Origin of the sequence: Nostoc sp. CCY0012, assembly GCF_963920855.1 — a bacterium.
In the GTDB taxonomy this organism is placed as follows: Bacteria; Cyanobacteriota; Cyanobacteriia; order Cyanobacteriales; family Nostocaceae; genus Cyanocohniella.
This window is the reverse complement of sequence record NZ_CAWUDM010000027.1, coordinates 52,159-67,905: the sequence shown is the minus strand read 5'-3', so window position 1 is coordinate 67,905 and position 15,747 is coordinate 52,159. Positions and strand designations below refer to the sequence as shown.

The following is a 15,747-nucleotide window of genomic DNA, read 5'->3' as shown; positions in this document are numbered from 1 at the left end:
CATCTCCCCATCCTCCCATCTCCCCATCCCCCCATCTCCAATACCTCATTCAAAATACTTCTATGCCTTGGTCTCGAATTATTAGTGGAATTATAGCGATCGCTCTTGCTCTGGTTGCAACTCTTTTGGGGGGTTGGTACTTTACTATCGCAATTGCAGTGGTCGTATTTTTAGGTCAAGAAGAATATTTTAATTTGGTGCGTGCTAGAGGTATTCTTCCTGCTGCTAAAACCACCATGTTTGTGAGTCAAGCTTTACTGGTGATTTGTAACGTTAATGTCACTTTGGCGGATGCTGTGATGCCCATAGCTGGGACGCTAATTTGTTTTTACTTACTTTTTCAGCCGAAAATGGCCACAATTGCGGATATTTCTGCTTCGATTATGGGGCTATTTTATGTAGGTTATTTATCGAGTTACTGGGTAAGATTACGCACTCTTGATAGTGTAGCCACGAGTAATCTTCCTCTTGGTGGTTATTGGCCTACAGATTGGACAAATATTTTACAGGAGAAAAGTTTTGCTTCTTTGCCACAGGGGTTAACGTTGACAGTGCTAACTTTCTTTTGTATATGGGCTACTGACATCGGCGCTTATGTTTTTGGCAAATTCTTCGGCAAAACCCGTTTGTCTGACATCAGTCCTAAGAAAACTGTTGAAGGTGCTGTGTTTGGGATCATTGCTACTATTTCCGTAGCCGTAGCGGGAGCTTATTATTTGCACTTACCGCAATTTCTGTTTACTGGTGTAGCATTAGGTTTACTGATTGGTATTGCCAGTCTTTTGGGCGATCTCACAGAATCTATGCTCAAGCGGGATGCTGGAGTTAAGGATTCTGGTCAGTTGATCCCCGGTCACGGAGGCATCTTAGACCGCACTGATAGTTATATCTTTACAGCGCCCTTGGTTTACTATTTTGTGACGCTTTTATTGCCATTGATTGAGAAGATTTGAGGTTTGAGGCTAGAGTAATTTTTTTCCATCCCCCCGTCTCATCTCTCCTTAGGGATTAACATTAATCCGTCCTTGACATACCAACTGACCGGGGATCAAGTTGAGTTCTTGAATATCGACATCTGAGCCAAGATCCAAATTGTAACCATGCTCGTTTTCCACAAGTGGTATTTCGTTTTGGATGACTTGAATCTGTGATAATTTCAATTCACGATTGCCAATTAACTCTAAACTTAAATAAATTTCCAGAGGTATAGATTCGCTAGTGGGTGCTAAGATAGCACGGAGTCTAATTTGATTATGATCCAGGATAATTTTTTGCCAAGCAATTGCTTGGGATTTTAGACAATATTCTGGTATAAGTTTAACCAGTACATCATTTAAAGCAGTTGATAAGAGTTCAGATGAAAGGGAACTATTTAAATCCTTTTCCTCAACTACTAAATCGCCAATCACTGGTACTATTTCTAACAGTCTGAGTGGTTGCCCTTTGAGTACTGAGCCTATATTGACCTGAATATTTTCTGCTAAGAGTTGAATTCGTGTAACATGAAGGCCTTGATACACGGCATCACTCGCTATTATAGAAACCCAGGGAATGCAACCAGAGAGAAGTTGGCGATCGCTCGCTTTAATTTCTACCTCTAGTTGAGATACTTGAGTGACTTGTGATTTTAACCAGAGTTTTAGAGCTTTTGTGAGTACATTTGTAATGATGCGGATTTTATGCGAACTTTTGGCTGAGGAATTTTCTTCTGGCATTTAACCACTAAGGTGATGGATATTTGCTAAACAACTAACTAAACTGAAATAAGCTTTAAATGTAACATTTATGGCTACTCAGCACAAAATGCAAATATGATGAATATTATCTAAACTTTCTCCACTTTCTCCAAATTTTCCCAGTATATTCAGTAATTTCAACATGGAGGCGCGGTTACAAAAAGTTCTAGCTCAATGGGGTATAGCCTCACGTCGTGAAGCTGAGGAAATGATTCGGCGATCGCGTGTGCGGATTAATGGAGTACTAGCACATTTAGGTCAAAAAGTTGACCCTCAAAAAGATACCATTTCCATAGATGGCAAGCCAGTATCTGCTCGGCAGCAGCCGCCTGTAATATATCTATTACTAAATAAACCACCTGGAGTAGTTTCTACCTGCTATGACCCTCAGGGAAGAAAAACAGTTTTAGATTTACTTCCTGAAGAATTACGCCAGGGTTCAGGTCTGCACCCAGTTGGTCGTCTAGATGCAGATTCCACAGGAGCTTTAATCCTGACCAATGACGGGGAACTTACATTTGCACTCACGCATCCACGTCACAGTGTCCCTAAGACTTATCAGGTTTTGGTCAAGGGACATCCCTCAGAAGCCGTGTTAGAAATGTGGCGTCAAGGTGTGACTTTAGAAGGGCGAAAAACACGCCCCGCTAAAGTGAACTTAACAGAAAGTCTTGCTAAAAACAGCCGTTTAGAAATAGTTTTGAAGGAGGGGAGAAACCGACAGATTCGCCGTGTAGCCCAACAGTTGGGATATCCCGTAATTAAGCTACATCGTACTGCCATAGGCCCAATTCAATTACAAATCTCAAAAGCACCCTTGTTACGTGAGGGTGACTATCGTCTACTTAAAGATGCTGAAATTCGCTTTTTAAAAGAGCAGATTAAGCATCTACCTATTAAAGATTCAGCTGAGGTCAGGAGCGGAGATTAAGCATGAAATGGCTAAAAAGTAAAGAGAAAGAGCAGCCGACATTTTCATTAGCACAGCAACAAGCGGAAAAATTGTCAGAAATGGGCGCTCAATTGAGAGAAACTCGACAAAAACGGGCTTTATCTCTAGAAGAAATGGTAGTTTTAACCAAGATTCCCCGGCGATTATTACAGGCGATTGAAGAAGGTAATTTAGAAGATTTACCAGAACCAGTTTATATTCAGGGTTTAATCAGGCAATTTTCCGATGCACTGGGCTTTCAGGGATTGGAATTTGCCAGTAATTTTCCTTTAGATTCCCATTCAGTCAGCATCCCACCTACTGAAAAAAATCATTCTCTTGGTTTACTACGACCGCTTCATCTTTACTTACTTTATATATTTGTCATTGTCAGCGCTGTAAGTAGCTTGTCTCAATTGCTGAGTAATACTAATACTCTTAGCCATAACAATCAACAGCCACAAAGAGAAACAGCTTATCAATCAGAACCCAATCAAGCCAACTCTCAACAATCCACAAACTTGCAACCTGTAAGCGACACCTCGAATCGCATCAACAATAATCAGTCATTGCAGGTTGGTGTCACCTTAAAAGAATCATCTTGGATTCGCGTAGTAGCCGATGGTAAAACCGAATTTGAGGGTATTCTTCCACAGGGAACTTACCGCACCTGGAAAGCCCAAGAGCAGCTGACAGTAAAAACTAATAATGCTGGTAGTGTGTTGATGAGCGTGAATCAGCAAGAAGCCAGACAAATGGGAGAACCAGGAAAAGAAGGAGAAATCAAGATTGGAGGTAAACCCAGATCTTGAGGCGGGACTGGGGGCTAGAGGCTAAGGGCTAGGTATTGGAAATATTCACCCCTTGTCCCCTTGTCCCCTTGTCTTTTACTTCCCTTGCGGTGCGCGTCCGTAGAGTTTAGTCAGATTTTTCAGGCGATCGCCTAGTTCTTCTGTTAAAGCTGATGGCTGATAGCGCCAATCCCAATTACCCTCAGCAACACTGGGAAAGTTCATGCGCGCCTCGGTTCCTAAACCCAAGATATCCTGCAAAGGAATAATCGCTTGATTGGCGATGGAACTCAAAGCTAATCGAATGACATCCCAGTGAATACCTTCAGGACTAATACAACCTAAATAAAGTAGTAAGTTTTGCTTTTCCCAATCACTAGCTTGGTTGAACCAGCCTACAGTGGTGTCGTTGTCGTGAGTTCCGGTATACACTACGGCGTTACGTGTGTAATTAAAAGGTAAAAACGGATTACCGGGATCAGAACCAAAGGCAAACTGTAACACCTTCATCCCAGGAAATTCATACTTGTCGCGTAGTGCTTCTACTTCTGGTGTAATGACCCCTAAATCTTCTGCTAAGACTGGTAACTGTCCCAATTGCTGTTTAATCGCATCAAATAACTCGTCTCCTGGGGCTTTCATCCATTCTCCATTCATGGCTGTTTCTTCGCCTTGTTTCACAGCCCAGTAAGCTTCAAAACCCCGGAAGTGGTCAATGCGAATGACATCTATATAATCCAGCATTGCTTCAAAGCGACCCAGCCACCATTTGAAGTCTTGTTTTTGCAATGCCTCCCAGTCATAAACTGGATTACCCCATAATTGACCTGTTTCACTAAAATAATCTGGTGGAACTCCTGCCATTAGTGCTGGTTCTCTCGTCTCTTCATCTAGGCAAAAGATTTCGGGATGCGCCCACACATCAGCGCTATCTTGGGCTACATAAATGGGAATATCGCCAATAATGGAAATTCCGCTCATGTTGGCATAGGATTTGAGTTCTGACCATTGGCGGAAAAATTCAAATTGAACGAATTTATAGTAAAAAATTTCCGATGTTAATTGTCGCCGTACCCGATCCATTGCTTCTGGTTCGCGCTTGACAAGTTCTGATTCCCAAGTGTGCCAACTTGTATCTTCATGGGCATCTTTCAAAGCCATAAATAAGGCGTAATCATCTAGCCAATAAGCTTTGCTATCACAAAAACCTGCAAATTCTGTTTGTTGTAAAGGTTTTGCTTTAACTTGAAAGTTCTCACAGGCTTTTTTCAGCAATGCAATTTTTATTGGCTTAACTTGCTCATAATCTACCTTAGAGTCCTCAAATACTGGTAAATTAGCAAAATCTTCTTCAGCTAACAAACCCTGCTCTTGCAACTGTTCTGGGTTGATGAGCATGGGGTTTCCTGCCATTGCTGAGTAGGAAGCATAAGGAGAATTACCATACCCTGTCGGCCCTAAGGGTAAAACTTGCCAATATTGTTGGTAACTTTCTCTGAGAAAATCAATAAATTTGTAGGCTTCTAAACCTAAATCCCCAATGCCAAATCGACTGGGAAAAGATGTAGGATGCAACAAAATACCACTGGATCTAGGAAAAGGCATATTTAACTTCAAATATAGGAGTTAGCGATCCCATCGAATCTATCACGCTAAGGTCAGCATTGAAAGCTGTTAGGAGATGGGGAAGGGGATAAGGGACAAGGGGACAAGGGGACAGGGGGACAAGGGGACAAGGGAAGATGGTTCTCCCAATGACTAATAATTAATGATTGATGAGTATGACTTATAGAAATCCTGCACCAACGGTTGATATCATCATTGAATTAGTGGATCGGCCACATCGACCAATAGTGTTAATTGAGCGGCATAATTCACCTTTAGGTTGGGCTATTCCTGGCGGTTTTGTGGATTATGGGGAACCTGTGGAGGTAGCGGCGCGGCGGGAGGCTGAGGAAGAAATTGGTTTGCAAGTTGAGTTGATTGAACAATTTTTGGTCTATTCTGACCCTAGTCGTGACCCGCGTCAGCACACAATTAGTATTGTGTTTTTAGCTACAGCATCAGGTGAGCCAAAAGCGGGGGATGATGCGAAGAATGTAGGTATTTTTGAGTCTTGGTGTGTGCCGCAGAATTTATGTTTTGACCACGATCGCATTCTCCGGGATTATTGGCGTTATCGGCATTATGAGCTGCGTCCACGGTTGGGTTATTAACGAACCACAGAGGCACAGAGGGCGCGGAAAGAGAAGTTAAGACGAGTATATATGAATTATTATTACTGCGTTTATACTGAATCAGTGGTATTTTATGGTGCATTATGGATGCTGAGGAATTGTTGGAGAAATATGCAAAGGGTCAACGTGACTTTAAGAGTGTAAATCTAAGAGGAGTAGATTTAAAAGGTGCTGATTTAAGTGGGATCAACCTACAAAGTGCTGACTTGACAGGAGCAGATTTGAATAATGCAAACTTGAGCAAAGCAATTCTTCATTGCACAAACTTTACCAGAGCATCTTTGACAGGTGCAAAGTTGAGTTGTTCACAAAACAGTTCTTCTGTAAATTTCAGTTGGGCAGATTTGACTGGTGCTGACTTGAGTCAGGCGAATCTAAGTAGTGCTAACTGTACTAATGCCAATTTGGATAATACTAAGTTGAGCGATGCGACGCTAGAATCTGCCAACTTAACTGAAGCATCCTTGAACAATGCAAACCTTGTAAGGGCAAAACTTACAGGTGCTAATTTGAGTGGAGCTAATTTGACTGGGGTTGATTTAAGCCAAGCAATCTTAAGCAACGTTAAACTCAAAAATGCCAATTTACAGCAAATTAAAATTCGAGGCGTTAATTTATCTCAACAAGATTTTTCTGGGATGAATTTGGCTGGTGCTGATTTGGGCGCAGCTAACCTCATTGGCGTAAACTTTAGAAAAGCTTGTTTACAAGGGACAAATTTAGAAAGAGCGGATTTGCAAAAAGCTGATTTGATAAAAGCGAATCTAAATGGAGCAAGTCTGAGGAAAGTAGACTTGACTGGAGCAAATATCTATGGGGCTAGCTTTGTAGAAGCAGACCTAACTGGTGCGATAATGCCTGATGGAGAAGTTTACCAGCCCATCGCCTCTGAGGTGGAAATCGGTAAACAGAAAGCATCGTTAGAGCAAGTAATATCTATGACTCGTAAAGTAATTAATACTGACCAAGCACCTGCTCCAGTGGGGCCATATAATCAGGCGATCGCCGCTTCTGGTCAAATGGTGTTTGTAGCTGGACAAATTGCCATCGATCCTCGCCTCGGTGATATTGTTTACACCGATGATGTCAAAAAGCAAACTGAGCAGGTAATGGCTAATCTAGAAGCTATTCTGACAGCATCTGGTGCTAGCTTTGAAAATGTGGTAAAAACCACCGTATTTCTCGCTGATATGAATGATTTTGCCGCTGTGAATGCGGTTTATGCTAAATATTTTTCCGAAGATACAGCCCCAGCCCGTGCTTGTGTACAGGTGTCGCGTCTACCTAAGGATGTTTTGGTAGAAATTGATTGTATTGCAGTGATACCTGGGGAATAAAGGTTTTAACCCGCGCAGGCGGGTTTGGTTTTTATAGCCAATATTTTTTTAGATTTAGTACCATTTGGGTAAAGCTGATGGTAAATTTTGGGGAGAAATTGTGAATATTAAACTTAAACCCGAACATGAGCAATTTATTCAAGCCCAAATTGCTAGTGGTAAGTTTACTAATGCAGATGAAGTACTTGATGTAGCATTTCAAATATTAGAAAAATTTAATTTTGAGTATATTCAATGGATGGAAGAAACTCGGCAAAAAGTTGATGTTGCCATTGCAGAACTCGACCGGGGGGAAGGTTTGGATGGGGAAACTGTAGTTATGCAGATACTGGAAAAGTTTCAAAAGGCACGTGAGAATCAGTAATGAGTCGCTATATAATCTCACCATCTGCTAGCCACGATTTAAATGAAATTTCTGATTATTTTTTAACAAGAAATCTGGCAGCAGGAGAAAAATTATTTCAAGAATTTAATCATAAATGCCAAAACTTAGCAAAATATCCCCAGATAGGGCGCAGTTATGCTCACATTAAACCTTCATTGCGTGGCTTGCCATTAGATGGATATGTGATTCTCTATCGGGTGATTGATAATGGGGTGGAAATTTTGCGCGTTGTCAATGGTCGTCAAGATTTAGAATCTTTACTTAAAGAGTCGGATGATGAGTAAAGCTGAATTTGATTGATAAGATATGTTAAGCGATAGCCGTCATAAGCCTTCATACTTCTACAAATGGCAGGCGATCGCTCAATTCAAAATTCTTGCTAAAGTTTTGCAAAAATTACTGCCGAATACAGAGGGAACACACCAAATATCTTCTTATTAAATTTTCTTATTAAAAAATCAAAAATTTACCAGCCGTTTCCACGAACTTTGCTGTGAGGTATTACAACTTCTTCTAAATTATCTGGCTGCTGTTCTAGCCTCTTGTCGGGAAAATGCTTGTCCATTATTGCGGGTACTTGCGCTGCGGGAATGCGGCTATAGCGGGTTTTGTCTGGCATCACTAGGTTAGGCCCAGCTTTGCAGTTTTTCATACAACCAGTACCTTTAATTGTTACTTGGTCTTCTAAACCGCGATTACTTAAGGCTGCTTCTAAAGCCTGACAAACTGCTTTACCACCGCGTTTCATGCAGTCAGACTTTTGACACACTAGAATTGTGGCTTTATTTTTAGCTGATTTAGCTTTAGCAGTATTAATTGCTGGTGTCTCCTGTACTGGGACTCTGCCTATTTCAGAACGTGCTGCCATCACACGTTCAGCTTTGAATGTAACTTTATCTTTTTTTATATCGTTTTTTTTATAACCAACAACTTGTAACCAAGTCCCTGGTGGTAAACGCAAGTCAAAGGCTGCTCGTAAATGTTTAGCAAGTTTAATGTAGCATTCACCTTCAGAAGTAGCTAATAGCAAGCCTTTGAGCTTATAGCCATCTTTGATTACAAAATTAATAAATCTTCCTTCAAGACAAAATTCTGCTGTGTCTGTACTGTAGGATGCACTCATTTTATTTAACCTATTTTTAACTAAGTAGTTTTCCAGCATTAGGTGAGACAATCTCAATCTCTGTTACCTATCAAGATTTTCGGTAGCGACTTTGCCAGCTGCGTTCAAGATTCCAAATCAGGTCTTGACGGGAGGCTGTGCATTGCTGCATCACACACCAAAGTTGAATAGCTGCTAAGGGGTTGTCAATTTCCACCTGCAATGGCTGGTTAGTCTGACACCAACAAGGAATGTCTAGCTCTTGCAAGCGTTGATAGATTTGCCATCGGTCTGCCCAATTCACCCCAATAACGTACTTTTGCTCTACTTCTGAACTTAACGATTTCAAGAGACTAGCCCTCAACGTGCGACAAAATTGCAGTAACTATTGTGTCTTGAATCCCTAATTTTCAAAATTTCGGGAATCTCACCTCTTCAAATAAGCATAACCTAAGTGCTAACAATTCTCAATTATCTGAAAAAAGAATCTCAAAACTTTGTAATAATTTCCTGTTATGCATCTGAAACTAGGGATTAGGGACTAGGGATATGAGGAGGACAAGGTGGTGTAAGCCTAAAACAGTCCCTCTTGTTTCTTGTGTGTCTATTCCTTCTTGGTGTTTGCAAAGTATTAAATACCACTACGTATAATTTTGTTTATGAAAATTCTTCTCATAACTAGTGCAGGTAATGAGAGTTCAAAGAAGATGTCGCAGAGCTTTGATATTTGAAAATTTAGTTTCTAAACATTCTCATTAGTAGGAATTAAAGACTATGTTAATGAGGAATAAATGCACTTTTAACGACAGAAAATTTAAACTTTTATGATAATAATCAGGCTTGCTTTTATTTTTTAAATGTTAATATGTAGAAGATAAGCAGTTAAAAGCCATAACTGTGATAAAGCGAGGAGAACTAATGTCAGATACACAAACTTTGTTACAAAACTTTGGTCAAGTTTACGACAATCCTGTCCTATTGGATCATAGTGTAACCGCCCCAGTAACTGAAGGTTTTAACGTTGTATTAGCTAGCTTTCAAGCACTGTACTTGCAGTACCAAAAGCATCATTTTGTAGTTGAAGGTTCTGAGTTTTACTCACTGCATGAGTTTTTCAGCGATAGCTACGAGCAAGTACAAGATCACGTTCATGAAATTGGCGAACGCTTGAACGGACTGGGTGGTGTACCAGCTGCTAGTTTCAGCAAATTAGCAGAATTAACTTGTTTCGAGCAAGAGCTAGATGGCGTATATTCTTGTCGCCAAATGATAGAAAATGATCTAGCCGCAGAACAAGCCATGATTAACGTCATCCGCCGTCAAGCGTCTCAGGCAGAGAGTTTGGGCGACCGGGGTACACGCTATCTCTACGAACAAATCCTCTTAAAAACTGAGGAACGTGCTTACCATTTGGCGCATTTCTTGGCTAAAGATAGTTTAACCTTAGGCTTTGTTCAACCTGCTCAAAATTAGTACTGTTCTAATTTCGGTTTGGTGTAGTCTACCCTGAGAAAAGAGTTGGCAGTTCTAAACATTAAAAAAATCTAAAAATGGCGGAGATGAATAAAATATCTCTGCCATTTTTAATATCAGTAGATAAATGTAATAAATGTGTACAGTAGTGAAATAATAAATGTAAAATATATTAGGAAATAATAGCAATTGCTAATTAGAAAAGTTTTTTATTTAAATTGTTTGATCACCAGATAAAAACTAAGTAAACTTTTACTAAAAAAGCGTGAAAAATCTTTCACCATCGTTCAGCATAAGTGAGTTTTAATTAAAAATTATTTGCAAACAAGTTAAAGTATATTTACAAGTAATTAATTAAAATTATCTATCCTCAATTATCAAGCTAAATGAAGATTTGAGATCGCTAAGTCAGAGATTGACTACAGTAGCCTACGGTGTATGTCCCAATGAAAGGGAATAGGCAACAGGGAAGATGAGGAGAATAATCAAGCGATCGCCTACAATACTGGCCAAGCCAATGGGCTGATACACGGTAGCTGTGGCAGTTTCCCTGATACAATGGCTGGCGTACTAGGTAATTGAAGATAGTAGCCTAGACATAGGTAAGTGCTTTTGTACTCCTATCACCGTGGTCTGTACTATCCAACGACCGAAAACTTAATAATAAATAAGACGACCGAGGGGAAAGACCCTTAAAATAATCAGGATTTGTATTCTCTTACTCCAACCCAACGACTATGCCCCGCCGTCAAGACCTCCGGAAAATACTATTGTTAGGCTCTGGCCCCATTGTGATCGGACAAGCCTGTGAGTTTGACTACTCTGGTACTCAAGCCTGTAAAGCGCTGCGAGAAGAAGGCTATGAAGTCGTGTTAGTCAACTCTAACCCGGCAACAATTATGACCGATCCAGAAACTGCCGATCGCACTTATATTGAGCCGCTAACACCGGAACTGGTCGAAAAAGTCATCGCCAAAGAACGTCCTGATGCCCTGCTACCAACAATGGGAGGACAAACGGCGCTGAATCTTGCTGTAGCCCTGGCGAAAAATGGTGCTTTAGAGAAATATAACGTTGAATTAATCGGCGCTAAATTACCTGCCATTGAGAAAGCGGAAGATCGCAAATTATTTAACGAGGCCATGCAAAGGATTGGGGTGAAAATGTGTCCTAGTGGCACAGCCTCAACTTGGTCAGAAGCCAAAGCGATCGCCGAACAAATTGGGACTTATCCTTTAATTATTCGTCCTGCCTTTACAATGGGTGGCAGTGGCGGTGGTATTGCCTACAACAAAGAAGAATTTGAAGAAATGGCCCAGGTGGGTATAGATGCTAGCCCTGTTTCCCAAATTCTCATCGACCAATCTCTACTGGGTTGGAAAGAATACGAATTAGAAGTCATGCGCGATTTGGCAGATAACGTGGTGATTATCTGTTCCATCGAAAACCTTGACCCAATGGGTATCCACACTGGCGACTCAATTACCGTCGCTCCCGCCCAAACCCTGACTGATAAAGAATATCAGCGGCTACGGGACATGGCAATTAAAATTATTCGGGAAATTGGTGTAGAAACTGGCGGTTCTAATATTCAATTTGCCATTAATCCTGTGACTGGAGATGTGGTTGTCATTGAAATGAACCCCCGCGTTTCCCGGAGTTCGGCGTTAGCTTCCAAGGCTACAGGTTTCCCCATTGCCAAAATGGCGGCTAAGTTAGCTGTGGGTTACACCTTGGATGAAATTAAAAATGACATCACCAAAAAAACACCCGCATCTTTTGAACCGACAATTGACTATGTAGTTACCAAAATCCCCCGCTTCGCTTTTGAAAAGTTCCCTGGTTCAGAACCTGTGCTGACAACTCAGATGAAGTCGGTGGGTGAAGCCATGGCCATTGGCCGGACATTTAATGAATCTTTCCAAAAAGCACTGCGTTCCTTAGAAACTGGACGCGCCGGCTGGGGTTGTGATCAAACCGAAAAATTACCCAGTGGTGAACAAATTCGCGCCCAACTGCGGACACCGAACCCTGATCGCATCTTCTCGGTACGTCATGCTTTACAACTAGGAATGAGTACTGAGGAAATCTACGAACTTACAGGTATTGACCCGTGGTTCTTAGATAAAATGCAGCAACTGTTGGATGTGGAAAAATTTCTCAAGCGCACACCCTTACAACAGTTGACAAAAGCGCAATTATATGATGTAAAACGTGACGGCTTTAGCGATCGCCAAATTGCTTTTGCGACAAAAACCACCGAAGATCAAGTCCGCGCCTATCGCCAAAAATTAGGTGTCACCCCAGTTTACAAAACTGTAGATACTTGTGCAGCGGAGTTTGAAGCGTTTACGCCTTACTATTACTCTACCTACGAAGAAGAAAGCGAAGTTTTACCCACCACCAAGCCCAAGGTAATGATTTTGGGTGGTGGCCCTAACCGCATCGGCCAGGGAATTGAATTTGACTATTGTTGTTGCCACGCCGCTTATGCTTTGAAAGGTGCGGGATTTGAAACAATTATGGTCAATTCCAATCCGGAGACAGTTTCCACCGATTATGACACAAGCGATCGCCTGTATTTTGAGCCGTTGACCAAAGAAGACGTGCTGAACATTATCGAAGCCGAAAATCCGGTAGGGATCATTATTCAGTTTGGCGGTCAAACACCCCTGAAATTAGCAGTCCCGTTACAGCAGTATCTCACTGCTCTGGATGAGGAAACAACTCACCCATCATGCCCATCACCCAACCTCCCCGTGACCAAAATTTGGGGGACGTCACCCGATTCCATTGACATGGCAGAAAATCGGGAGCGGTTTGAAAAAATTCTCAATCAGTTAAATATTGCCCAACCAGCCAATGGTATTGCCCGCAGTTACGAAGATGCGCTGATTGTCGCCCAGCGTATTGGTTATCCGGTAGTTGTGCGTCCTAGTTATGTGTTAGGGGGACGAGCAATGGAAATCGTCTATTCTGATACAGAATTAGAACGTTACATGACATTTGCAGTACAGGTGGAACCAGAACATCCAATCTTGATTGATAAGTTCTTGGAAAATGCCATTGAAGTTGATGTGGATGCCATCGCCGATCATACTGGCAAAGTGGTAATGGGTGGCATCATGGAACACATTGAACAAGCGGGTATTCACTCAGGTGATTCGGCTTGTTCTTTACCAACTATTTCCTTGTCACCAGCAGTTCTCGCACAAATTCGCACTTGGACGGTGCAGCTAGCTCAGGCATTGGAAGTTGTGGGATTGATGAATATTCAGTTTGCTGTGGTGGGCGCTCAAGGTGCTGCGCCGCAAGTCTATATTTTAGAAGCCAACCCCCGCGCTTCACGCACAGTACCATTTGTGTCTAAGGCTACAGGTATACCCCTGGCGAAACTCGCATCCTTGATTATGTCGGGACAAACCTTAGCAGAGTTAGGTTTTACCGAAGAAGTGATTCCCTCACATATCTCTGTCAAAGAAGCAGTATTACCGTTTAATAAATTCCCTGGAACTGATACGATATTGGGCCCGGAAATGCGTTCCACTGGTGAAGTCATGGGGATAGATAGCGACTTTGGACGCGCCTTTGCCAAAGCAGAATTAGCTGCGGGAGAGCGTTTACCCCTCCAAGGTACTGTATTTGTCTCCATGAGCGATCGGGATAAAACTGCGGCCGTTGATGTGGTCAAGGAATTTATTGACTTAGGCTTCACCGTGATGGCTACTTCGGGTACTGGCCAAGTCCTGCAACAACAAGGCTTAAATGTTGAGTTAGTCCTAAAACTTCATGAAGGTCGTCCCCACGTCCTTGATGCCATTAAAAATCAGAAAATCCAACTCATCATCAATACACCTTCCGGTGAAGAAGCCCATACTGATGCTAGATTAATCCGGCGCACAGCCTTAGCTTACAAAATCCCCATCATCACCACTATCGCCGGCGCAAAAGCTACTGTTGCTGCCATCCGCTCACTACAAACTACTACTTTAGACGTAAAAGTTATCCAAGAGTACTGCGCCATTTATCAACTAGGCTCTCAACCCAAGAAGTAAGGTAATTGGCTCTGATAGAGCATTTAGGGGCTGTGGGGGGAAATAGAGAATAGCAAAAACTTCCCCCCCGCCTGTTTTCTGAATCTGCATTAAGCAGTATTTACAAGGAAAATTAAGCAATTATTATAGAAGGATAATTATAGATTCTATTGAGATATTTTAAGAAGTATGAGGAATTAATTTTTCTCTGGAGACAATTTTATCATTTGACTTGCCCAGTCGTCTGTAAGCATTAGCCAGCCTGAGTCTTCTAATCACAGTACCAATGGGTAAAGACATCGATAAATTCCAGTAGATACGGATAATTCATCACCCTTGTTTTTTCAACTTCTCACTTTCTCAATTGCTCATTGATGCTAAGAGTCTATTGTATAAACTAGAACAGCTAAAAAATTAGCGTTACTAGGATTTCCATTTCTTCTCATAAATGTTACAATTATTAATAATGAAAGATACAAAAAACGTTTACTTTTTACCTTTTATCTAACCTGAGATAGTTGTGAAAACAAATAAATAACTGTAACGTCTACCAGTTAAGACCTTTATTTGATTAATATAAGCAGCCGACGAAATCCATCGGGGCGTAAATTGTAAACCATCACAAGGGTTCCTAGCCTAACTAGCTAATGCCCTGTTTTCGTATCCATTAGTTAATGACCCCACCGTCAAATCCATCATTACCGAAGAGTAGCGCCATGAAGACCGCTCAGACAGCCACAGACCTCGTGCGGACTTACCTGCGTGAGATTGGCCGTGTGCCACTCTTAACCCACGAGGAAGAAATTTTCTACGGCAAACAGGTGCAACGTTCTAGTACCTTAAATGAAGTCAGGGAGTCTCTTGTTGACCGATTAGGTCGTCAACCGAGTCTAGAAGAGTGGGCGACAGCCGCAAATTTAGAAGCGGTCGAATTGAACGATGCGATCGCCGACGGTGAAATTGCTAAACGCAAAATGGTCGAAGCCAACTTGCGTCTGGTGGTATCCGTTGCCAAAAAATACATTAAACGCAATGTAGATTTACTAGACCTAATTCAAGAAGGCAGTATTGGGATGCAGCGGGGTGTGGAAAAATTTGACCCCACCAAAGGCTATAGATTCTCTACTTACGCTTATTGGTGGATACGTCAAGCCATCACCCGGGCGATCGCCGAGAAAGCTCGTACCATCCGTTTGCCAATTCATATTACTGAAAAATTAAATAAAATTAAAAAAGCACAGCGCCAGCTATCTCAACAACTAGGACGCGCCCCATCAGCTGCTGAGTTAGCTCAAGAATTAGAATTGACACCCAAGCAGGTGCGAGAATATTTAGAAAAAGCGCGTCTACCTTTATCCTTAGACTTGCGGTTGGGGGACAATTACGACACCGAACTTGGGGAAATGTTAGAAGATCCAGGAGCATCTCCCGAAGAGTTCGTCATGCAATCTTCTTTATCTTATGACTTAGAGCGTCTGATGGAAGAACTCACCCCGCAGCAAAAAGAAGTGATTACATTACGCTTCGGGTTAACTGATGGACAAGCACTCACCTTGGCCAGAATTGGCGAAATTCTCAACATTAGCCGCGAACGAGTCCGGCAAATTGAACGGGAAGCCTTAACTAAACTTCGCAAGTCAAAAGCAAGTATGAATGAATACTTGGCTAGTTAGGGACTTGTAAATTAATTTACTGCTGTTTTTCTAGTATTTCCCCAGAAA

The 15,747-nt window shown here is 41.8% G+C and carries 15 protein-coding genes; 11 read left to right on the top strand and 4 right to left on the bottom strand.

Annotation, left to right across the window (positions count from 1 at the left end; all coding sequences use genetic code 11):
* Positions 1–62: 62 nt before the first annotated feature.
* Entirely contained in the window at positions 63–953 is an 891-nt protein-coding gene (locus tag ACM0OS_RS10295) for a phosphatidate cytidylyltransferase (protein ID WP_414543089.1), read from the top strand.
* Between the two features lie 48 nt (positions 954–1,001).
* On the opposite strand, the gene ACM0OS_RS10290 is transcribed toward ACM0OS_RS10295, so the two are convergent.
* Complete coding sequence (locus ACM0OS_RS10290) at positions 1,002–1,715, bottom strand: DUF2993 domain-containing protein (protein WP_414543087.1); 714 nt, start codon at positions 1,713–1,715, stop codon at positions 1,002–1,004.
* 163 nt (positions 1,716–1,878) lie between these two features.
* On the opposite strand from ACM0OS_RS10290, the gene ACM0OS_RS10285 reads away from it, so the two are divergent.
* Positions 1,879–2,667 carry a pseudouridine synthase gene (locus ACM0OS_RS10285; protein ID WP_414543086.1) on the top strand — a complete coding sequence of 263 codons (789 nt, stop codon included), beginning with the start codon at positions 1,879–1,881 and terminating at the stop codon, positions 2,665–2,667.
* Between the two features lie 2 nt (positions 2,668–2,669).
* The gene (locus ACM0OS_RS10280) at positions 2,670–3,479 is read left to right on the top strand and encodes a helix-turn-helix domain-containing protein (protein WP_414543085.1); all 810 of its coding nucleotides are present in this window, start codon (positions 2,670–2,672) and stop codon (positions 3,477–3,479) included.
* Positions 3,480–3,554: 75 nt separating this feature from the next.
* Here ACM0OS_RS10280 and malQ read toward each other — a convergent pair whose 3' ends face one another.
* Positions 3,555–5,063, bottom strand: a complete 1,509-nt coding sequence (gene malQ, locus ACM0OS_RS10275) for a 4-alpha-glucanotransferase (RefSeq protein WP_414543084.1) — start codon at positions 5,061–5,063, stop codon at positions 3,555–3,557.
* A gap of 176 nt (positions 5,064–5,239) precedes the next feature.
* Between malQ and ACM0OS_RS10270 the strand changes: the two genes are divergently transcribed.
* The 5 genes from ACM0OS_RS10270 to ACM0OS_RS10250 all read left to right on the top strand — a co-directional run bounded on the left by ACM0OS_RS10270 (position 5,240) and on the right by ACM0OS_RS10250 (position 7,858).
* Positions 5,240–5,674, top strand: a complete 435-nt coding sequence (locus tag ACM0OS_RS10270; RefSeq protein ID WP_414543083.1) for an NUDIX domain-containing protein — start codon at positions 5,240–5,242, stop codon at positions 5,672–5,674.
* A 104-nt stretch (positions 5,675–5,778) separates the two neighbouring features.
* The gene (locus tag ACM0OS_RS10265) at positions 5,779–7,032 is read left to right on the top strand and encodes a Rid family detoxifying hydrolase (protein WP_414543082.1); all 1,254 of its coding nucleotides are present in this window, start codon (positions 5,779–5,781) and stop codon (positions 7,030–7,032) included.
* A gap of 100 nt (positions 7,033–7,132) precedes the next feature.
* Positions 7,133–7,396 (top strand): ribbon-helix-helix domain-containing protein, encoded by a 264-nt coding sequence (locus ACM0OS_RS10260; RefSeq protein WP_414543081.1) that lies wholly within the window; start codon positions 7,133–7,135, stop codon positions 7,394–7,396.
* Complete coding sequence (locus tag ACM0OS_RS10255; protein WP_414543080.1) at positions 7,396–7,701, top strand: type II toxin-antitoxin system RelE/ParE family toxin; 306 nt, start codon at positions 7,396–7,398, stop codon at positions 7,699–7,701. Before ACM0OS_RS10260 ends, ACM0OS_RS10255 begins: the two co-directional genes overlap by 1 nt.
* Positions 7,702–7,723: 22 nt before the next feature.
* Positions 7,724–7,858, top strand: a complete 135-nt coding sequence (locus tag ACM0OS_RS10250) for a hypothetical protein (RefSeq protein WP_414543079.1) — start codon at positions 7,724–7,726, stop codon at positions 7,856–7,858.
* Between the two features lie 25 nt (positions 7,859–7,883).
* Here the strand turns inward: ACM0OS_RS10250 and ACM0OS_RS10245 are convergent, their stop codons facing one another.
* Positions 7,884–8,540, bottom strand: a complete 657-nt coding sequence (locus tag ACM0OS_RS10245; protein ID WP_414543078.1) for a (2Fe-2S) ferredoxin domain-containing protein — start codon at positions 8,538–8,540, stop codon at positions 7,884–7,886.
* A gap of 70 nt (positions 8,541–8,610) precedes the next feature.
* Entirely contained in the window at positions 8,611–8,868 is a 258-nt protein-coding gene (locus ACM0OS_RS10240; RefSeq protein WP_414543077.1) for an Asr1405/Asl0597 family protein, read from the bottom strand.
* A 569-nt stretch (positions 8,869–9,437) separates the two neighbouring features.
* Here ACM0OS_RS10240 and ACM0OS_RS10235 point away from each other — a divergent pair.
* The 3 genes from ACM0OS_RS10235 to ACM0OS_RS10225 all read left to right on the top strand — a co-directional run bounded on the left by ACM0OS_RS10235 (position 9,438) and on the right by ACM0OS_RS10225 (position 15,699).
* Complete coding sequence (locus tag ACM0OS_RS10235) at positions 9,438–9,992, top strand: Dps family protein (protein ID WP_414543076.1); 555 nt, start codon at positions 9,438–9,440, stop codon at positions 9,990–9,992.
* A gap of 737 nt (positions 9,993–10,729) precedes the next feature.
* Positions 10,730–14,047, top strand: a complete 3,318-nt coding sequence (carB, locus tag ACM0OS_RS10230) for a carbamoyl-phosphate synthase large subunit (protein ID WP_414543075.1) — start codon at positions 10,730–10,732, stop codon at positions 14,045–14,047.
* Between the two features lie 695 nt (positions 14,048–14,742).
* Positions 14,743–15,699 carry an RNA polymerase sigma factor, RpoD/SigA family gene (locus tag ACM0OS_RS10225; RefSeq protein WP_414543074.1) on the top strand — a complete coding sequence of 319 codons (957 nt, stop codon included), beginning with the start codon at positions 14,743–14,745 and terminating at the stop codon, positions 15,697–15,699.
* Positions 15,700–15,747 lie beyond the last annotated feature (48 nt).